General features: G+C 65.5%; 18 protein-coding genes. 7 read left to right on the forward strand and 11 right to left on the reverse strand.

The features are described 5' to 3' along the window. Positions 1–40: 40 nt before the first annotated feature. From NA5_RS25520 to NA5_RS25530, 3 genes are all read right to left on the reverse strand, one after another. The gene (locus NA5_RS25520) at positions 41–1,549 is read right to left on the reverse strand and encodes a serine hydrolase domain-containing protein (RefSeq protein WP_062990374.1); all 1,509 of its coding nucleotides are present in this window, start codon (positions 1,547–1,549) and stop codon (positions 41–43) included. Positions 1,550–1,591: 42 nt separating this feature from the next. After that, positions 1,592–2,707: an alanine dehydrogenase gene (gene ald, locus NA5_RS25525; RefSeq protein WP_062990486.1), complete on the reverse strand. Its 1,116-nt coding sequence runs from the start codon at positions 2,705–2,707 to the stop codon at positions 1,592–1,594. Positions 2,708–2,782: 75 nt separating this feature from the next. Further along, positions 2,783–3,550 (reverse strand): MBL fold metallo-hydrolase, encoded by a 768-nt coding sequence (locus NA5_RS25530; protein WP_062990376.1) that lies wholly within the window; start codon positions 3,548–3,550, stop codon positions 2,783–2,785. Positions 3,551–3,621: 71 nt separating this feature from the next. Here NA5_RS25530 and NA5_RS25535 point away from each other — a divergent pair, with 71 nt between their 5' ends. The 4 genes from NA5_RS25535 to NA5_RS25550 all read left to right on the forward strand — a co-directional run bounded on the left by NA5_RS25535 (position 3,622) and on the right by NA5_RS25550 (position 6,334). Continuing rightward, positions 3,622–4,593 (forward strand): GlxA family transcriptional regulator, encoded by a 972-nt coding sequence (locus NA5_RS25535; protein ID WP_062990378.1) that lies wholly within the window; start codon positions 3,622–3,624, stop codon positions 4,591–4,593. A gap of 117 nt (positions 4,594–4,710) precedes the next feature. Beyond that, complete coding sequence (locus NA5_RS25540; protein WP_062990380.1) at positions 4,711–5,226, forward strand: gamma carbonic anhydrase family protein; 516 nt, start codon at positions 4,711–4,713, stop codon at positions 5,224–5,226. Between the two features lie 166 nt (positions 5,227–5,392). Continuing rightward, positions 5,393–5,578, forward strand: a complete 186-nt coding sequence (locus NA5_RS25545) for a hypothetical protein (RefSeq protein WP_062990382.1) — start codon at positions 5,393–5,395, stop codon at positions 5,576–5,578. A 135-nt stretch (positions 5,579–5,713) separates the two neighbouring features. Next, positions 5,714–6,334, forward strand: coding sequence for a TetR/AcrR family transcriptional regulator (locus NA5_RS25550; protein WP_062990384.1), 621 nt, complete (start codon positions 5,714–5,716; stop codon positions 6,332–6,334). A 3-nt stretch (positions 6,335–6,337) separates the two neighbouring features. Here the strand turns inward: NA5_RS25550 and NA5_RS25555 are convergent, their stop codons facing one another. Next, positions 6,338–8,137, reverse strand: a complete 1,800-nt coding sequence (locus NA5_RS25555) for an Eco57I restriction-modification methylase domain-containing protein (protein ID WP_062990386.1) — start codon at positions 8,135–8,137, stop codon at positions 6,338–6,340. A gap of 273 nt (positions 8,138–8,410) precedes the next feature. Between NA5_RS25555 and NA5_RS25560 the strand changes: the two genes are divergently transcribed. Continuing rightward, a complete protein-coding gene (locus NA5_RS25560) occupies positions 8,411–8,887 on the forward strand; it encodes a hypothetical protein (RefSeq protein WP_062990388.1) in 477 nt (158 codons plus the stop codon). Between the two features lie 79 nt (positions 8,888–8,966). On the opposite strand, the gene dctA is transcribed toward NA5_RS25560, so the two are convergent. The 7 genes from dctA to aceE form a co-directional block, all read right to left on the reverse strand. Continuing rightward, positions 8,967–10,340 carry a C4-dicarboxylate transporter DctA gene (dctA, locus tag NA5_RS25565; protein WP_062990390.1) on the reverse strand — a complete coding sequence of 458 codons (1,374 nt, stop codon included), beginning with the start codon at positions 10,338–10,340 and terminating at the stop codon, positions 8,967–8,969. 147 nt (positions 10,341–10,487) lie between these two features. Next, complete coding sequence (locus NA5_RS25570; RefSeq protein ID WP_062990391.1) at positions 10,488–11,921, reverse strand: acyl-CoA carboxylase subunit beta; 1,434 nt, start codon at positions 11,919–11,921, stop codon at positions 10,488–10,490. Positions 11,922–12,122: 201 nt separating this feature from the next. Then, positions 12,123–13,373 carry a KasA/KasB family beta-ketoacyl-ACP synthase gene (locus tag NA5_RS25575; RefSeq protein WP_062990393.1) on the reverse strand — a complete coding sequence of 417 codons (1,251 nt, stop codon included), beginning with the start codon at positions 13,371–13,373 and terminating at the stop codon, positions 12,123–12,125. A gap of 10 nt (positions 13,374–13,383) precedes the next feature. Further along, positions 13,384–13,683 (reverse strand): meromycolate extension acyl carrier protein AcpM, encoded by a 300-nt coding sequence (acpM, locus tag NA5_RS25580; RefSeq protein ID WP_040688302.1) that lies wholly within the window; start codon positions 13,681–13,683, stop codon positions 13,384–13,386. 122 nt (positions 13,684–13,805) lie between these two features. Continuing rightward, positions 13,806–14,720 (reverse strand): ACP S-malonyltransferase, encoded by a 915-nt coding sequence (locus NA5_RS25585; protein ID WP_062990395.1) that lies wholly within the window; start codon positions 14,718–14,720, stop codon positions 13,806–13,808. A 128-nt stretch (positions 14,721–14,848) separates the two neighbouring features. Then, a complete protein-coding gene (locus NA5_RS25590) occupies positions 14,849–16,183 on the reverse strand; it encodes a PucR family transcriptional regulator (protein ID WP_062990397.1) in 1,335 nt (444 codons plus the stop codon). Between the two features lie 11 nt (positions 16,184–16,194). Further along, positions 16,195–19,014, reverse strand: a complete 2,820-nt coding sequence (gene aceE, locus NA5_RS25595; RefSeq protein WP_245672399.1) for a pyruvate dehydrogenase (acetyl-transferring), homodimeric type — start codon at positions 19,012–19,014, stop codon at positions 16,195–16,197. 298 nt (positions 19,015–19,312) lie between these two features. Here aceE and NA5_RS25600 point away from each other — a divergent pair, with 298 nt between their 5' ends. Further along, positions 19,313–19,870 carry an Rv2240c family protein gene (locus NA5_RS25600; RefSeq protein ID WP_062990400.1) on the forward strand — a complete coding sequence of 186 codons (558 nt, stop codon included), beginning with the start codon at positions 19,313–19,315 and terminating at the stop codon, positions 19,868–19,870. Between the two features lie 148 nt (positions 19,871–20,018). Continuing rightward, positions 20,019–20,441 carry a DUF3052 domain-containing protein gene (locus NA5_RS25605; protein ID WP_062990488.1) on the forward strand — a complete coding sequence of 141 codons (423 nt, stop codon included), beginning with the start codon at positions 20,019–20,021 and terminating at the stop codon, positions 20,439–20,441. Positions 20,442–20,506: the final 65 nt, after the last annotated feature.

The following is a 20,506-nucleotide window of genomic DNA, read 5'->3' on the forward strand; positions in this document are numbered from 1 at the left end:
CCAGGCGGCCCGCACATCTCGATCTGCGGGCTGCTGTCGGTTATGCGGGCGCTCGAGACGTCGGCGCTTCGTGATCGACATCGGTCCCGGATCGCTTACGCAACACAATGAGCCAGACAGCGCGGGCAATGAGAACGCACACGCCCGCGATCGCGGCAATACCGAGAAACACCACGAGAGCAGGCCAAACGTAAGTCACCTGGAGAAAGGTTCCGGCTCGGCCACGGAAGACCAGACCCGCGAGCTGCGGCAACGCGATCAGGATCGGTATCGCGGCGAGATAGGGCAACTGGCGCAGGGCGATCAGCCAGCTGGGCCGGGCGGTCTGCCGGTCGGCCCAACGCCGCGATCGCACCAGGCAGAGCACCGCGACAACAATCGTCGCGAGCGTCAGCAGCGCCATCCCCCAGTCGGCGTAGACGCTCCATGGGCGGTGCACATCCGGTGCGTCGCCGCGGGTGAGATCGACCAGGCCCTGCGCGATGATCCTGGGATCGTCCTCGAGTGCCAAGCCGGTATCGGCGATGACGGCGATCCCGTATCCGGTGTCGGGCACCAGGACCTGCGCGGCGGTATAGGTGAACCAGTCACCGTAGTGCACGATCTGATCGGATTGCGTACGCTGCCAACCCATTCCGTAGTCATCGTCGCCGACTCCCGATGGTGTGTGCATCTCGGTAACCGCCGCCGCCGACACCACCCGGTGCCCGTCGGGTGCCACGCCGCCGTTGTTCTGGGTGATCAGCCACGCGGCCAGATCGGCGGCCGTGGTGATCACACCGTGGCTACCGCCGACGAACCAGTCCGGTTCGGCAACCGGTATCGCGAAGCCATATGCCCGAATGTATCCGTGCGTCACGTCCTCGGCGTCGTGCGCCGAATTCACCGTCGTACTCTCGCGCATCCCGATGGGGCCGAAGACATTTCGCCGCATATAGTCCGCGAACGGTTCCCCGCTGACCACCTCGACCAACCGAGCAGCCACCTGATAATTCGGGTTGTGATAGTGGAATTCCGTCCCAGGATCGGCGGCCAATTTCGCCGCATGTAGTCGCTCGACCGCCCCGGCCAGCGAATCGGCCTGCGGCCGCCGCAGATCGGGAAATGCGGTATCCGACATTCCTGACGTCTGATTCAACAACTCCCGCACCGTGATCCGATCACCGCGCGAATCGGCCAACCGAAAGTCGGTGACATAGTCCCGCACGGGTGCGTCGAGACGCACCTTGCCCGCATCGACCAACTGCAGCACGGCCAACGCCGTCATGGACTTGCTCACCGAGGCGATCGGCATGCGCGTGGTCGCGCTGATCGCCGCACCGCTCGAATCGTGACCGTATCCCGCGACGTACACCACCTGATTCCCGTGGGTAATGGCGATCGAGGCCCCCGGCAACCGCGTCCGGGAAAGGTATTCGGACATATACCGATCAACGGCCGCCGGATCGACGCCCTCGGCCGCCGGTGCCGCAACCGCCGCACCGACCGACGGAAACAGCACCAGGAACAAGGCAATAACCACTGCCCGCCGCAGATATCCCGCAGTCACGCTTTCGCCCTTCTCATTGCGCGGCCGCGCAATCGCACCACGTCAGCCAGCCAACCCAACCGGTTCGGGTATCGAATATCCGTGCGCCGCCGCAACCTCCGCCGACAGCAACCGTCCTTTATCCGCGGTGACCCCGTGTGCCAGATCGGGATGCGACCGGCACGCCTCCCGCCACCCGTGATCGGCGATCGCCCGCACATACGGCAGGGTGGCATTGGTGAGCGCCACGGTCGCGGTGTGCGGCACCGCGCCCGGCATATTCGCCACACAGTAATAGAGCGAATCAGCCACGCGGAAAGTGGGATTCGCATGCGTCGTCGGATGCGAACCGGCGAAACAGCCGCCCTGATCGATGGCGATATCCACCAGCACCGAGCCGGGCCGCATACCGTGAACCAGTTCCTCGGACACCAACTTCGGCGCCCGCGCTCCGGGCACCAGCACCGAGCCGATGACCAGATCCGCCGCCAATACGGCCCGCTCGATCTCGACCGCATTCGAGGCCACCGTCGAGACGCGCCCCTCGAACCGCGCGTCGAGCTCGCGCAGTCGCGTCAAATTCGTATCCAGCACAGTGACTTTCGCGCCCATCCCGGCCGCGACGGTGGCCGCGTTCGTCCCCGCGACGCCACCGCCGAGCACCACCACATGGGCCGGAAGCACCCCCGGCACCCCGCCGAGCAATAGCCCGGCACCGCCGAGCGGCGCCATCAGGTGATACGCGCCGACCTGCGGGCCGAGCTTGCCCGCGACCTCGCTCATCGGCGCGAGCAGTGGCAGCGACCCATCGGCCGCCCGCACGGTCTCATAGGCGATCGCGGTGATTCCGGACCGCAGAATCGCATCGGTGCATTCGCGCGACGCCGCCAGATGCAGATAGGTGAACAGCACCTGCTCCGGTCGCAGCCGCGGATATTCCTCGGCGATCGGCTCCTTGACCTTCAGCACCAACTCGCCCTCCCACCACAGCTGCTCGGCGGCGGGCACCATCCGCGCACCCGCGGCGATATAGTCCGCATCCGAGAATCCGGACCCCACCCCCGCACCGGCCTGGATCAGCACCTCATGCCCGTGCCGCACCAGTTCCCCGGCACCGGCCGGGGTGAGCGCCACCCGAAACTCCTGCTCCTTGACCTCCCGCGGAACTGCGATCCTCATATCGCCATCGTGGACCACCGACGGTCCCCGCGCCATGAACGCCGCGCTAACAGGGCCGTCGGTTTGCGAGGGCGCTCACACAGTGAACGTCTCACCCAGCTTCGGAATCCGAAGCTGCGCACCCCGCCCGGCGTACCCGAAATTCCGCTCCAGGCGCTCGAGCGTCTCACTGAAGTGCGCCCACCCCTCGGCGTGCACCGGCACGATCACCGCATCACCCAGCGCCTCGGCGGCCTGCACCGCGGTACGCGCGTTCAGCGTGAGATCGATATCGCCGAACCGGCCGACATTCGCGGCACCGGCGAACAGGATCGCGATATCGATCCTGCCGATCCGCGCCACGATTTGCTCGACGAGCTCGACCGAGGCATTGTCACCCGAGACGTACACGGTCGGCAGCCCCTCGGACTGCAATACGAACCCGGTGACCACACCGGTCTGCGATTCGCACCCCGCTGGCCCGTGCAGCGCGGGCACCGCGGTCACACGCACGTCACCCAGTGTGACGGTCTCCCAATTCGCCAGTCCCCGAACACCTTCGATTCGACCGGCCGCATCGGGGGTGGACAGCACGGTCGGCACCGTCGACAGGAATTCGCGGCCGGAGTGGTCCAGATTGTCGTCGTGCTGGTCGTGCGAGAGCAGTACGACGTCCACCGGTCCCACCTGCTCCACCGGAACCGCCGGACCGGTGAGCTTGTGCAGTGTGATCGGGCCCGGGTAATCACCTGGAGCGTCGAAGGTCGGATCGGTCAGCCACGTTAGGGTGCCGTACCGGAAGCGCAGGGTGGGCCCGCCGATGTGCAGGGCTTCGAACGTTGTGCGTGCGATCGTCTCGGTCATGGGATCAATACTTGTCGCCCCGATATTCGATCAATAGTGGCCCGCGAGCCGTGTAGCGATAATATCGGGCCATGCGTTCCGTTGCCGCTCTGGCCTTCGATGGGGTCATCCCCTTTCATCTGTCGGTGCCGACACTGGTTTTCGGCCGGGTCGGCACCGAGGGGACACCCGACTATCGCGTCGAGGTGTGTGCCGAACAGCCCGGCACGCTGCGGACCCCGGCCGGTTTCGACATCGTCGTGCAGACCGGACTCGACGCCTTCGAGCGCGCCGACCTGGTGGTGATCCCGAGCTGGCAGCGCGGCATGGGCATCTCCGAGCAACTGCGCGACGCACTCCATGCCGCACATGCCAGAGGTGCCCGGATCGTCGGCCTGTGCCTCGGTTCCTTCGCGGTGGCGGCGAGCGGCTTGGCGGACGGTCGGGAAGTCACCACCCACTGGGCCGCGGCCGCCGAATTGGCCGCGACCTATCCGCGGGTTCGGGTTCGCGCCGACACCCTCTGGACGGACCTCGGCGATATCGTGACCTCCGCGGGCGTCGCCGCCGCACTCGATTGCTGCCTGCACCTGGTCCGCGACGATCTGGGCAGCCGCGCCGCCACCGAACTGGCCAGATCGCTCGTGACCGCCCCGCACCGCAGCGGATCGCAGGCCCAGTACATACCGGTCGCCGTGCCCGAAGCCGCCGACGACGATCCGATCGAGCGCGCAATGGTCTGGGCGCGAACGAATCTCGGCGAGCCGATCGACCTGGACAACTGGGCCCGCATCGCCCTCATGTCCCGACGCACCTTCACCCGCCGTTTCCGCGAACGCACCGGGACCAGTCCGCAGCAATGGCTACTGCAACAACGCACCGACCGCGCCCGACTACTCCTGGAGTCCACCACCGACACCATGGATCGCATTGCCGCCGAAACCGGCTTCGGTACCGCGGTCAGCCTGCGCCACCACTTTCACCGCATCCTCGGCACCAGCCCGGCCGCCCATCGCGCGCTGTTCGCGGGAACGCCGGTCCCCGAATACGCGGCCGCGGAGTAACAGCGACGGATCGGATGCCGCCGACCGCCTCGTCTCAGTTCGCCCGCGCCGCAGCCTCCGTCCAGCCGTTTTGGCCCCCACCAGCTCTGCTGGCATCCGGCCGCTTATGTTTTCGGCATGAGGATCGAGGTAAGCGGACATACACCCGAAATCGACGAAACCGCGTGGATCGCACCGAACGCCACCGTGATCGGACGCGTGCAACTCGCCGCCGAGGTGAGCATCTGGTACAGCGCGGTGCTGCGCGGCGACCTCGAAGCGATCAGCGTCGGCGCGCGCACCAACATTCAGGACGGCTGCGTACTGCACGCCGATCCGGGCTTCCCGCTCACCGTCGGCACCGGAGTTTCGGTGGGACACAATGCGATCCTGCACGGCTGCATCGTGGGCGACGATGTGCTCGTCGGCATGGGCGCCACGGTGCTCAATGGCGCGGTGATCGGCGCGGGCAGTCTGATCGCCGCCAATGCCCTGATTCCCGAGGGCGCCCAGATTCCGCCCGGTTCGCTGGTCGCGGGTGTGCCCGGCAAGGTGCGTCGCGAGTTGAGCGAGGCCGAGCAGGACGGCATCCGGCTGAATGGCGCTGTGTACCTACACAACATGGCCAACCATCGAGATGCGAAGCAGGTGTGAGACAGAGCACACTGATCAATTGACCAAACTAAATCGCTGATAGCATTTTGCCAGCGTGCCCGGTGTCCCGGGATCTCCCGCCGACGCAGCTGTCGAGTGGTCTGTAGCACGGAGGGCGAGCCCACCGGGATGTTGGCCGCGCAGCGTGCAGGTAGGAGGTATCACGGTGGCGTACGTGCAGCAGAGTATGCACCGGCCGTCGGGGCGGATCAGCGTGGCCGATATCGCGGCCCAACCGGGTGGGATCGAGGCGCTAGAGCGGCGGGTGCACGAGTTGCGCTCCAGTGGAGTGGATTTCGCCGCCAATGCGATCGAAAAGGAGATGGCGGAACTGAATTTGCCACGCACCTGACTGTCATCGGTCGAGTCTCCTGCCGATCCGCGGTCGCACCGCCGCACCCCGGTGAAATAATGAACGGCACGCACCCGCACCGTCGCGACGCCCAGGCACCATCGGCGTCCCGAGCCGATTTCGACTGGAGCCTCGATGCCGACCGTTTCGCCCATCCTCCAGCGCATCCTGGAAAAGCCCGTCAGCGACGGCGAGAAGCTGCTGGAGAGCGCGCTGTCGGCGTTCCTGGACTTCGGCATCAAACGCACCAGCATGGGCGAGATCGCCCGCCGCGCCGGAATCAGCCCGGCCACCCTGTATCGCCGCTTCGAATCGAAGAACGATCTGGTGGAGGCGGTCAGTGTGCGCGAGGCGCAGCGTTTCGTCGCCGAGATCGATAAGCGGGTGCAGAAGGTCGAGGGCGTCGAGGAACAGCTGATCGAGATCTTCGTCGCGGTCATCACCGCGATCGCGGGCAACGAACTGTTGCGGCGGCTGCTGCGCACCGAGCCCGATCTCATCCTGCCCCGATTGACCACCGAGGCCGGACCGATCCTCGCGGTCGGGCGCACCTATCTGGCGGAGAAATTGCGCGAACTCCGCAGCGGCGCGGATGACGATTTCGACTTCGAACTCGTCGCCGAGATCATGGCGCGGCTGGCACTGTCGCTGGCATTGACGCCCGACGGGCTCATTCCGATCGATGACGTGGCGGCGGGTCGGGATTTCGCGCGACGCACCCTGCTGCCGATGGTCGGCGTCCGCGCCACCGCATAGCGATCAACGCATTTCGAATACCCGGGTGCCGAACGCGGCCGCCACCCACTCATCGAGCAGCCGGAGCGAATTCGCGTCGGGCACCCGGCCGTCGTCGATGAATTCCCGCACCAATTCGACGACTCCACCCGCCCGCATCGTGGTCGGATCCGGCAGCGGCAACCGTGACACATACTGGGTGATCCACCGTCGCCTACCCGAATACAGCCGATTCCCGCACACCGCATCGTAGAACCGCAGGCCCAACGCCGAATTCGCGACGCCCATCAGCAAATACGCCAACCGCTCCGCGGCACCGTCCACCCCGAGATCGGCCAGCGACATCCAATAGCAATCGCCGTTCACCACCGCCCCGGACCGATCCAAGGCGAATCGCGCCCGCTCACTGATATCGGGAAAGACGACCTTCGGCACCCGCCACAGATGCGGCCGCTGCGGCACCCAGATCTCGAACCATTCCCTGCCGCTGTCGGTCAGATATTTCCGACCGGCCAAGGTCTGCCGATGTGACTCCAAATATGCCGCCGCACCGGGAAACTCACGCAGGTCGACCGGCGTCCGGGCGGGCTGGGCCGTGTCATACGGATACAGCACCCGCACGTCGCGCTCCCGCGAGATCCGCCACGGATCGACATCCTGATGGGTGATCAAGTCGAATAGCAGCTCCCCCTCCGGCCGCGGCCGCACCTCGCCCCACCGATCGGAAATGAACACCCGATCCGCGGTCGTCTTGATCCCCACCCGAATCCGCCCAACCGCACCGAATGTCCGCCAGGTCCCGGCCTCTATCTCCGCCAGCCACCTGTCGACATCCGGCCGGGACATTCGCCACGCGCCGCTGTCCCCATCCCGGTCACGGCCATCCGCTTCATCACTCTGGCCGGAGTCGGCGATCCGCCAGGCAACCACCGGATCGCTTCGAATCGATCCATCCCCCATGATCCGATCGCCGCAAGCCCGACCGATCACCGTCCGATCACCGGTCGCCAACGTACCGACCTCGACCGCGAAAGTGCGCCCACCATGCTCCACACAGTGACTGGTTTCGGCCGCCAGTGCCTCGAAAAGATCGGTCCCACCGATGGTTTCGACAGCCTGCACCTCGTAGGCCGAAACATAGCGGCAGACCGCTTGCGATGCCGTACGAGTGGCGATGGTGACCGCGGGCAGCACCGCCGCCTCGAACAACTTCGTATCGCCGAGGTCGTACAGTTCGACCGGAGCCAACTCGGTGCGCAGCAGACTCCGAATATTCGCACCGGCCTTGGTGGTGAGAAACCGGTTGGCACACAGCAACCCGAGCACCCCACCCGACCGCAGCAGCCGCGGGGCAACGGCGACGAATGGATGGGTGAGATCGATCCGCCCCTGCAACCCGAACTGCTTGCTGAGCAACCGCGCGGTCTTCCCACCCAACTGCTGGGTCCGCACATACGGCGGATTGGTGATGATCGCATCGAACGATCCCGCAACGATCCCCGCCGATTCGATCAGGAAATCCCCGACATGCCACTCGACCGCGACTCCGGCGGCCGCCGCCCGCTCGCGCGCCGTCGCCACCCCGGCCGCATCCAGGTCGTACCCGACCAACTCCACCCGCACCCCCGGCAACATCTCCCGCACCACCCCATCCAGCGCAAGCAGCAATTCACCATCACCACAAGCCGGATCGAGCACCCGCAACACCCCGCCACCCGGCACATATTCGAGCAGCCGCCGCGCGAGAAAGCGCGCCAGGGCGGGTGGCGTGTAGTGCCTACCGTGCCGTTTGCGGTCGCGCGCGGCGGGCTCGCCCGGATTCATGCCTGGGATTCTGCCTCGTCAGAGCGCAACCGAGGCGCTAACGCGGTCAACCCGTTTCGCGTCGTCCCGGGCGCGGCGGCTGCCCAAGCGACGCATGACCGGTTCCGCACTGATCGACGGCCGAGCTGGCCTTCCGACCGGACTCGGCCGCCCCGATCAGCACACCGACGGAACATCGCCTGCGCGCTGGCCGACCGCGCTAGGGTGGCGGAACGAATCGGGGGTGGTTCGGTAACCCCTGCCGTTGATTGCACAACGAGGAGGTCGGCTTTTATGCGTTCCATCAGTGCACTCTCGACAGTCGTCGCGGCCGCGGTTCTGGCACTCGGCTTGGCGTCCTGCGACAAGGCGGACAACGACAACACCAAGGCCACGAGCACCACCGCGTCCACCGCGCGCACGACAACCACATCCGCCACCACAACTTATGCGCAAACCCCGACCACCGAACCGCCGACCACGGTCACTACCCCGCCGGTCCCCGAGCCCGCCACGATCTCCTGCGGCGCGGGCCCCTTCGGCCTGGCCGTCTTCGCCGTGACCACCAAGGGCGACGCCGCCTGCCCCACCGCCCTCGCGGTCACCAATGCCTATGCCGTGCAATCGGATCTGTGGGACGTCGGCTACGTCGTCCCCATCACAATCGGCACCAGCACCTGGGACTGCCAGGAACACATCGGCACCCCCAACCCCTACCAAGAGTGCGTCAGCCGCGACAACCCCGCCGAAAAGGCCCGCCTCGCTTCGTAATTACGCTATCGCATATCCAATGAGTCCCTCGCACAAGCTATAGCCTGTGCGAGGCACTCACTAGTTATGCGACCGCGCCCTAGGCTGATGCCTCTTCCGACGAGTAGGCGACCATTGGGTCCTTGTCTTCCAATGGCGGCACCTCTTCACCGTCGAGCACCTTGCGCATTCGGTCCGAATCCAACTGTCCCTCCCACTTCGCGACCACGAATGTCGCGACGCAATTGCCGAGCAGATTCACCGTGACTCGCATCGAATCCATCAGCCGATCGGCTCCGAGCAGCAGCGCGACCGCGGCCACCGGAATCGATCCGTGTCCGATCGCGGTGATCGTCGCCGACAGCGCCAGGAAGGACGAACCCGGCACGCCCGCCATACCTTTCGAGGTCAACATCAGCACGCCGACCGCCGTGATCTGTTCGCCGAGACTCAGATCCACCCCGAGCGCCTGCGCCAAGAACAGCACGCAGATGGACAAGTACAGCGTCGCGCCATCGAGATTGAACGAATATCCGGTCGGTATCACCAGCCCGGTGGTCGCCCGGGAGCAACCGGCCTCGGTCAGCTTGATCATGATCCGCGGCAGCACCACCTCGGTCGACGCGGTGCCCAGCGCGAGGAACAGCTCATCCTTGATGTATTTGACGAGCTTCCACAGGCTCACCCCCGCGAAGATCCGCACCACCACCGCGAGCACCAGCAGGAACAACACCGCCGCCCCATAACAACAGGCGATCAACTTGCCATAGCTGCTGAGTGCGGAAAGTCCGTACTGCCCGACGATATAGGCCATCGCCCCGAACGCACCCAGCGGCGCCAATTTCATGATCCAGCCGATGATCGTGAAGAAGATCTTCCCGATGTGATCGACCGCCTCCAGAATCACCGGCGGACCGTGTTCGCCGAACTTCGCCAGCGCCAAACCGAACAGCACCGCGAAGAACAACACCTGCAGCAGCGCATTCTCCGCGAATGCCGAAATCACCGATGCCGGAATGATATTCAGCACAAAGTCGACGGTATGCGGCAGCTCGCCGTTCTTGGTTGTCTTTGCGATCTTCTCGGCACCGGTCGCCAGGGTCTGCGCGTCGACATGAAAGCCCGCACCCGGCTTCACCAGGTTGCCGACCAGCAAGCCGAAGAGCAGCGCGAAGGTGGTGATCGCCTCGAAGTAGATCAGCGCCTTCACACCGATCCGCCCCACCGCCTTCATATCGCCCACATGGGCGATGCCGAGCACCACCGTGCAGAAGATGATCGGCGCGATCACCATTCTGATCAGCTTGATGAATCCGTCGGCCAGCGGTTTGAGATCCGCGCCGAAGCCGGGCCACAGCTTGCCGACCAGAATTCCGGCCACGATCGCAACCAGCAGTTGCAGGAATAGCGACCGGTACCAGGGCGGTTTGCGCACCGGGTCGGCTGCTGCGGTGGTTTCGATCGTCACGCTCATGCGCGCAACATACGAGCTATTCGTATCGCCGAAGTTTCAACTTTATTTCGGCGCGGAAACCCGATTGTCATCCCACGTCCGCCGAGCAGAACAATACGAACGAAAAGCGGGCCCCGGGAAATCCCGAGACCCGCTTTCCCAACCGAATTACAGCGGAATGTTCTTGTGGTGACTCTTGCGCACCGGCGCCGCCGCCAATGCCGCGGCGATGATGCTGCGCGTCTTGGCCGGATCGATGACCTCGTCCACCACGCCGATCGCGATCGCGCGCTCGACACCACCGGCGATGCGCTCGTGCTCGACCGTCAGACGCTCGTGCAGCGCCTCACGCTCTTCCTCCGGCGCGGCCGCGAGGGCCTTCTTGTGCAGGATGCCGACCGCGGCCTTGGCGCCCATCACGGCGACCTCCGAACCGGGCCAGGCATACACCGCGGTCGCACCGAGCGAACGGGCATTCATCGCGATGTAGGCGCCACCGTAGATCTTGCGGGTGACCAGCGTGACCCGCGGCACCCGGGCCTCGGCGAATGCGTGCAGCAGCTTCGCACCGCGTCGCACCACGCCTTCCCACTCCATGCTGACACCGGGCAGGTACCCGGGCACATCGGTGAGCACAACAAGCGGAATGCCGAACGCGTCGCACAACCGCACGAAACGCGCTGCCTTCTCGGCACTTTCGGAGTTCAAGCAGCCACCGAGGCGGATCGGGTTATTGGCGAGCACGCCAACGGTGCGCCCGCCGAGCCGTCCGAGACCGGTGACGATGCTGCGCGCGTAACCAGCCTGCAGTTCCTCGAACGAGGACTCACCGTCGACGTTGTCGAGCAGCTCGTGGACGATCGGCTTCACGTCGTAGGCGCGCTTGGCCGATTCCGGCATCATCGCCTTCAGATCGACATCACCGTGCGCGGCCGCGACCAGATCGAATTCGCCCTGTTCGGCGAACATCGAGACCAGGCGCCGACCACGATGCAGCGCATCGGCCTCGTCATCGGCGACGATGTGCGTGACACCGGACTTCTTGCCGTGCGTCTCCGGACCGCCCAGGGTGGCCATATCGACCTGCTCACCGGTCACACTGCGCACCACATCGGGACCGGTCACGAAGATCCGACCTTCGGGCGCCATGATCACGATGTCGGTGAGAGCGGGACCGTAGGCGGCGCCACCGGCCGCGAAGCCGAGCACCACCGAAATCTGCGGCACCAGACCGGATGCGCGAACCATGGCCTCGAAGACCAGACCGACCGCGTGCAGCGCCTCGACACCCTCGGCCAGTCGAGCGCCGCCGGAATGCCAGATGCCGACCACCGGAATGGCGGAATCGATAGCGGTGTCGATCGCGTCGACGATGTGCTTGCAGCCCTCCACACCCATCGCGCCGCCCATGACGGTGGCATCGGAGCAGTAGGCGACGGTGCGGACGCCGTCGACCTCGCCGATCGCGGCGAGCACACCGGACTTGTCGCGCGGATGCAGCGGGAGAACCGTTCCGGGGTCGAAGAAGCGTTGGAGCCGACCGAGCGGATCACGTGGATCGGTTGCAGTTTCTGGTCGAAACGCGGGAGCCATGATTGTCATCGCGTTTACTCCTCACCTCTAAGACGTGCGCCGCTACCGCGGCTGCGTATGTCGAACACCGGTGGGGTCGACCGATTCTGGCGTTGGTCGACCCCACCGGGGATTCGTCTGCAGTCTGTCGGTCTGTGCGGTCAAGCCCCGGAGGAACCAGCTCGGGTAGCCACGGAGGGCTCCGCACCGACCGAATCAGATACCGCGCGGCTATGCGCGACCGAAGGCGAGCGCGACATTGTGCCCACCGAAACCGAACGAGTTGTTGATGGCGTACTCGATCTCCTGACGGCGGGCCTCGCCGTGCACCACATCCAGATCGATCTCCGGATCCTGGTTGTCCAGGTTCAGCGTCGGCGGAACGAGGCCGTCCCGGATGCTGAGCACGGTCAGAATCGATTCCAGTGCGCCAACCGCGCCGATCGAATGTCCCAGCGCGGATTTCGGCGCGTACACCGAAGCGTGGTTACCGACGGCCTTGTTGATCGCATTGGCCTCGGCGGTATCGCCGATCGGGGTAGCGGTCGCATGCGCGTTGATGTGGGTGATGTCCTTGGGCGTCAGACCCGCGGTCTGCATCGCCCGCGTCATCGCCCGGGCGGCACCGTCACCCGTGGGATCCGGTGCGACCAGGTGGTAACCGTCGGAAGTGATACCGGCGCCCAGCAGGCGCGCATGGATCGTCGCGCCACGAGCCTTGGCGTGCTCCTCGGTCTCGATGACCATCAACGCACCGGCCTCGCCGAAGACGAAACCGTCGCGATCCTTGTCGAACGGACGCGAAGCGCCCTTCGGGTTGTCATTGCGGGTGCTCATCGCGCGCATCATGGTGAATGCCGCGATCGGCACCGCGTCGATGAAACCCTCCACGCCACCGGTGACGACCATATCGGCGTCACCCATGACGATCATTCGCCACGCATTGGCGATGGCCTCGGAGCCCGATGAGCATGCCGAGACCGGAGTGACCACTCCTGCCCTGGCCTTCAATTCGAGACCGACGACGGCCGACGGACCATTCGGCATGACCATCTGAACAGCCAGCGGCGAAATCTTGCGATAGCCACCGTTCTTCAGCTTGTCGACCGAGTCGATGAGGGCGTCACCGCCACCGAGCCCGGTACCGATCGCCACACCCAGCCGCTCCGGGTCGACCTCGGGGCTGCCCGCGTTCTGCCAGACCTCGCGACCGAGTACGGTCGCGAGCTGCTCGACGTAGGCCATGCGCCGACATTCGACACGGCTCAGCAGGGCCTCTGGCCGGACCTTCAGGTGACCGCCGATGCGGACCGGAAGGTCGTACTCCTCGACGAAGGGGTCCTCGAGAGTGTCGATTCCGCTCTCGCCGTTGAGGAGTCCCTTCCACGTCGCATCGACATCACCAGCGATCGACGTGGTCGCCGCCAGGCTTGTAACGACGACGTTGGGGAAGTTCCCGTTCAAGGTGGAAGGAGTGGTCACAGTGTCGGCCCTACTCGGCGTCGAACTTGGCCTTGAGCTCCGCGGCCGCCTCAGCGTTCTCGGCCTCGAGCTTCTGGATGTAGGCGACAGCGTCGCCGACCGTCTTCAGGCTGGCCAGATCCTCGTCCGGGATCTTGACGCCGTACTTGTCCTCGGTCTGAACCGCGATCTCGACCATGGACAGCGAGTCGATGTCCAGGTCATCGACGAAGGACTTCTCGATCGTCACCTCGGAGGGCTCGATACCGGTCACCTCTTCGATGATCTTGCCGAGTTCCTCGACGATTTGTTCCTGGGTCAGAGCGGCCACTTCGTGGCTCCCTTCTTATCTACTTTGTAGGGCTTCACTGTTGTTTTTCGAATCGAGCGAGCCGATGGTTACCGTCCGCTCGGTCACGATCGTGCATTTGGTTACACGGTCGCGGGGGAAAGCTAGCCGGAATTGGTGAGCCCGGCCAACGCGGGGAGGTCTTCGGGGGTCTTCAGGGCCAATGTTGGCGTGCCCTTCAGTTCCCGTTTTGCGATGCCGACGAGCGTGCCCGCCGGCGGCAGCTCCGCCACTGCCGAAACCGCCGCGGCACGGACGGTCTCGGTGCACAGGTCCCACCGGACGGGCCGGGTGACCTGCGCCGCGAGCTTAGCGACAGCATCGGCTCCTGAGGTAACCGGCTTGCCGTCGAAGTTCGAAAGCAGGGTCCTGGTCGGCTCGTTCGGTGCGATCTTGGATATGGCATCCGTCACAGCGTCCTGAGCCGGGGCCATGAACGCGGTGTGGAACGCACCCGCGACGGGCAGCGCACGCACCCGCGCCTTCTCGGGCGGGTTGGCGGCGAGTTCCGCAAGGGCGGTCAAACGTCCGGCGGCCACGATCTGACCCGCGGCATTGCGGTTGGCCGGGACGAGTTCGAGCTCTTCGAGCCGGGCGAGCACGGCGGCCTCATCGCCACCGAGCAGCGCGGACATGCCGGTCGGCTCCAGTGCGCACGCCTTGGCCATCTCCGCACCGCGGATGGCGGCCAGTCGCACCGCATCATCGGCGGAGATGACTCCGGCGACCGCGGCGGCGGCGAGTTCACCGACCGAATGTCCGGCGACGATGGTATCGGCCGGAAGTGAATCCGACTCGATTTCGGCGAAGGCCAGCAGTGCGGCGGCGACCACGAGCGGCTGGGTAACGGCGGTATCGGTGATCTCCTCCGCCGTAGCCGTGGTGCCGAGCCGTACCAGATCCAGGCCGGAGGCCTTGGACCAGAGGGCGAGGCGGTCAGTCGCGCCGGGAAGGTCGAGCCAAGGCGCGAGCATGCCGGGTGTCTGGGACCCCTGTCCTGGGGCGAACAACGCGATCACACCTCTAAGAAAACACTGTGAGGTGGGCCGCACGAGATGTCGACGCGAATGAACCTTTCGGAGCGCTTTTGTGGGGGTCCCACAAAAGCGCATGTGGGTTGTCCCGATCGACCGTTTCGACGGCTGCGTTACAGGCCTTCGTGACTCAGTGGGAATTGAGTGACTTCTGGGGTAGGAGTCGACGATTCGTTACGGGTTCGTGTCAAACGACCTACTGTGGCGGCGATCCGGAGCACATATGCGTCCCTCGGATTCATCGGATCACGCCCCGTGATCTCGGCTATCCGCTTGAGGCGATAGCGCACCGTATTTGGATGAACGTACAGCTGACGCGCACACGTCTCGACCGCGCCACCGCAATCCAGATAGGCCTCGAGAGTGTCGGCCAGCGCCGATCCGGCGGCGGCCAACGGTAGGACAAGATACTCGTTCAACGCGTCGATTGCAGCTCGGTCACCCAACAGCGCTCGCTCCGGTAACAATTCCGCAGCGTGCACCGGCCGCGGGGCCCCGCGCCAGCCGACAACGGCCTCCATTCCGGCCAGCGCCTCCACCGCGCTGGCATGCGCAGCACCGAGCGTGCGCATGGTCGGGCCGATCACCACCGGACCGTCGGAGAACACCTCGGCCAGCAGATCCGCGAGAAAGGGTGAGGCATAAGACGTATCGCCCAGATTCCCGCTGACCACCATCACCAGCCGCGAACCCTGGACCACGGCCAGCGCCGCGCGACCGTGCCGCGCGGCGATGGTGTGCACCGAGCCGACCATCGAGACGCCCTGATCCCCCGGCGGCGTGCCGACCAGCACCGTCGCCGGGGCGGTGGCATCCCAGTTCAGGGTCGCGGCCCGCGACAACATGTCCGGGCCGGTATCGCCGCGCACGACCGCGTCCACGACCAATGCCTCGAGCCGGGTATCCCATGCGCCACGTGATTCCGCGGCGCTCGCGTACACCGAGGCGGCGGCGAATCCGAGCTCGCGCCCGTAGCGCAACACCGCCTCGGTGAGTGCGACCAGCTGCCGGTCGTTGCGCGCGAGCGCGGGCAGCCATTGTTCGAAGAACTCCATGGCCACGCGAACCATGTCCACGGTCTGGCGCAGCGTCAGCCGCCGCGCCAGATCCTGCGGGATCACTTGGAAGGCGTCCAGGCTGAACCGGATATCGCTATCGGGGTCCTGTAGCCATTCCAGGAAGTTCACCACCGCGGTCTGCACCAGCATCTGCACGCCCGCGCGTTGCGCGGCATCCAGATCGGCGAAGAACGGCAACCGATCCTGCATCGACCCGACCGCCTCGGTGGAGAGGCGTCCGGAGAACTGCTTCACGCGTTTGAGCAGCGTGTCCGGCAGCGGGTCGCGAGTTTGCCGGTTCGGGGAGAGCGCGCCCGTCGGCAGATACACCTCGTGCTCGGAGGAGCCTTCGGAGATCCGACGCGGCCGCGGCGGTTTACGTTCCACCATCCAATCGTCCGCTATGCGAGTTCGTCTTCGGTGCCGGGAGCCGACTTCGGCGCGGCGTCGACATCATCGATGCGGTATTTGGCCGCAGCCTCGACGGCCTTGACCGGATCGATCTTGCCGGTGCGGCCGAGCGCGGCCAGAGCCGCGACCACGATCGACTGCGCGTCGACGTTGTAGACCCGGCGCGCGGCGGGACGGGTATCGGAGAAACCGAAACCGTCCGTGCCGAGCGTGGTGAAGTCGCCGGGCACCCACTTGCGCACCTGATCCGGCACCGCGCGCATCCAGTCCGTCGCGGCCACATACGGCCCCTCGACCCCGGCCAGCGCCTGGGTGACGTACGGAACGCCCGCATCGGTACCCGGATTGCGCAGCTGGGCGACCTCCTTGTCGAGTGCCTCCTTGCGGAGCTCACCCCACGAGGTCACCGACCACACATCGGCCTGCACACCCCACTCCTCGGCGAGCAGCGCCTGGGCACGCACGCCGTCGGGCACCGTGACGCCCGAGACCAGGATCTGAGCGCGCACATTGCCCTCACCGCCGCGCTTGTACAGATAGAGCCCTTTGAGCAGTCCGGCGATATCGAGATCGTCGGGCTCGGCGGGCTGTACATATGGCTCGTTGTAGAGGGTGATGTAGTAGAAGACGTCCTCGCCACCGAAGCCGCCCGCGGAACCGTGCGGATGCGTGCCCGGCAGTGCGCCGGGACCCGGCTCCGGGGTGCCGCCGCCGTACATGCGACGCAGACCATCGCGCACGATATGCGCGATCTCGAAGGAGAACGCCGGATCGTAGGTCACCACGGCCGGGTTGGTGGAGGCCAGCAGCAGCGAGTGGCCGTCGTTGTGCTGCAGCCCCTCACCGGTCAGCGTGGTTCGCCCGGCGGTTGCGCCGAGCACGAAGCCGCGGGCCAATTGGTCTGCCGCCGCCCACAATCCGTCGCCGGTGCGCTGGAATCCGAACATCGAGTAGAAGATGTACAGCGGGATCATCGGCTCGCCGTGCGTGGCGTACGAAGTGCCCGCCGCGGTGAACGATGCGGTCGATCCGGCCTCGTTGATGCCCTCGTGCAGAATCTGCCCGACGGCACTCTCTTTGTAGGCAAGCATCAATTCCGCGTCCACCGACGTGTACAACTGCCCATTGCGGTTGTAGATCTTCAACGAAGGGAACCACGAGTCCATACCGAACGTACGGGCCTCGTCCGGAATGATCGGCACGATCCGCTTGCCGATCTCCTTATCCCGCAGCAGCTCCTTCATGAGCCGAACCAGGGCCATCGTGGTGGCCACGTTCTGCTTGCCGGAACCCTTGCGCACCGACTTGTAGGCCTCGTCCCCGGGCAGTTGCAGCGGCTTTGCCGCGGCGCGTCGTTCGGGCAGGAAGCCGCCGAGCGCCTTGCGGCGATCGAGCATGTACTGGATTTCGCGTGCCTCCATACCCGGGTGGTAGTACGGGGGCAGGTAGGGATCCTTCTCCAGTTCGGCATCGGAGATCGGAATCCGCTGCAGGTCACGGAAATCCTTGAGGTCCTGCAGGGTCAGCTTCTTCATCTGGTGCGTGGCATTTCGGCCCTCGAAGTGCTTGCCGAGGGTGTAGCCTTTGATGGTCTTGGCCAGGATCACCGTCGGCTGGCCCTTGTGCGCCATCGCGGCCGCATAGGCGGCGTAGACCTTGCGGTAGTCGTGACCGCCGCGCTTGAGGTTCCAGATCTCCTGATCGGTGAGATCCTGCACCAGGGCTTTGGTGCGCGGATCGCGGCCGAAGAAGTGGTCGCGGACGTACGCGCCGTCATTGGCCTTGTAGGTCTGGTAGTCGCCGTCGGCGGTAGTGTTCATCAGGTTCACCAGCGCGCCGTCGCGATCGGCTCCGAGCAGCGCGTCCCACTCCCGGCCCCAGATGACCTTGATGACATTCCAGCCCGCGCCACGGAAGAACGACTCCAGTTCCTGGATGATCTTGCCGTTACCGCGCACCGGGCCGTCGAGGCGCTGCAGGTTGCAGTTGATCACGAAGGTCAGGTTGTCCAGCCCCTCGTTGGCGGCCACCTGGATCAGACCGCGCGACTCCGGCTCGTCCATCTCGCCGTCGCCGAGGAAGGCCCAGACGTGCTGATCGGAGGTGTCCTTGATGCCGCGGTCGTGCAGGTAGTGGTTGAACCGCGCCTGGTAGATGGCGTTCATCGGGCCCAAGCCCATGGACACCGTCGGGAACTCCCAGAAGTCGTTCATCAACCGCGGATGCGGATACGACGGCAGGCCGTGGCCCGGACCGCCATGGCTGTACTCCTGCCGGAAACCGTCCATCCGGTCGGTGCTCAACCGGCCCTCGAGGAAGGCGCGAGCATAGATGCCAGGCGAGGCGTGACCCTGGATGAAGATCGAATCGCCGCCGCCGGGATGGTCCTTACCGCGGAAGAAGTGGTTGAAGCCGACCTCGTATAGCGCCGCCGAGGAGGCGTAGGTCGAAATATGGCCGCCGACACCGATGCCGGGACGTTGCGCCCGGTGCACCATGATCGCCGCGTTCCAGCGGATCCAGGCACGGAAGCGCCGCTCAACCTCTTCGTCGCCGGGGAACCACGGCTCGTTCTCGGTGGGGATGGTGTTGACGTAGTCGGTGGAGGTCAGGGATGGAATGGCGACCCTACGCTCACCGGCGCGTTCCAACAGCCGGAGCATGAGGTAACGCGCGCGGCCCGGACCTTCCCGGTCGAGCATGTCGTCGAACGATTCGAGCCATTCGGAGGTTTCCTCCGGGTCGATGTCCGGTAGATAGGACGCCACCCCTTCGCGGATAACCCGCACCCGCCCGCCCGCAGGCGGCACCTGCGATCCATTCGGATCGCGCGGCGCGGAGTCGGTGCCAACGGATTTCGCTGGCGCGGAAGAGTGGATCAGGTCGGTCAAATCTGCTCCTCGTACAGGGGTGGACAAGCTGATGGGCGTCTGTTTCCCCGGGCGGCACACTTGGTTGGCGGACCACCCGTTTTACGAAAGGTTCCGGGCGCACCTCCATCCTTGCGGAAGATGTGGCCCAGGTCATCATGTCAGGGACATCTGCAGTACGGTTCCGCAGGGAACGTGAGTCGAGGACCGCCGGTGACACAGAGAGGCACGGAGGACGATGAAGGTGCTGGACCCACGCGGGTTCGCAGCGGTGTGCGCGGCAGCGGCGGTCGTGGTCGGCCTGACCATCGCGGGATGCGCGAAACACGTTGACGGCGTTGCCAATCCGAACACCTCGGAGCTGGCCGCCTACAAGACCGAGGCGGCCTCCTCCTCCGCGGCGGCGACCTCATCGCGCAAGGCGGCGGCCCAGGCCCAGGCGATCAGTGACAACTGCGGTCAGTTCGCCACAACCACAGGTGTGGGCGTTTCGAAGTACAACGAATTCGTAGACGCGCACGATGCGAACGCCGCAGACTACAACGCCAAGCGCGACACCGCGGCCAAAACCCTCGAAGACGCCGCGACCAAGGTGGAGACCGGGGTGAACAACGCAAACGGCGCGCTGCCCGCGGACCTGCAGGCCAAGTTCACCGAATACGTCGCCGCCGCACGCCAGCTCGCGGCGGAGACCCGCAAGATGACCTACACCGCTCCGGTCGGCGCACTCAACGATGCGAGCAAGCGGGTCAACGAGGCGCGCAACGCGGTGAAGGACGCCTGCCCGAAGCGCTGAATTCGGGGTGCCGGTGGCGAAAATCGGCCAACGACACGAGGTTGTCACGCGACATTCCATGGGTATTTCGTCCGATCAGCTTGCGCTCGAGGCGATAACCATGTTCGCTTGCAACTACCTATTGTCTGGAGTTGAGGAGGACACCACCGTGGTCGCCGCGGCGGACGCGCAGAACTACGCTCAGAAGCTTGGCATTACACACGGCATGGTTGTCCAGGAGCTGGGCTGGGACGAGGACACCGACGACGACCTGCGGGCCGACGTCGAAGAGGCCAGCGGTGGGGAGATGGTCGACGAAGACTCCGACGAGGTTGTCGACGCTGTCCTGCTGTGGTGGCGAGAAGGCGATGGCGACTTGGCCGATGAGCTGATGGATGTCATCACGCCACTGGCCGACGAAGGCTTCGTCTGGGTACTCACCCCTAAGACCGGCCAACCTGGTCATGTCGATCCAAGCGATATCGCAGAAGCAGCACCCACGGCGGGTCTGACACAAACCTCGGCGATCAGCCTCGGTGCCTGGTCCGGCAGCCGACTCGTGCAGCCCAAGGCACCCTCGAAACAGCGCTGACCGCTTTCGCTATGGTTTCGCCGGGCGGTGTTTCACCGCCCGGTGTAGCCCGACACGAGGAGGAT

This window comes from Nocardia anaemiae NBRC 100462, from assembly GCF_001612725.1.
Classification (GTDB): domain Bacteria; phylum Actinomycetota; class Actinomycetes; order Mycobacteriales; family Mycobacteriaceae; genus Nocardia; species Nocardia anaemiae.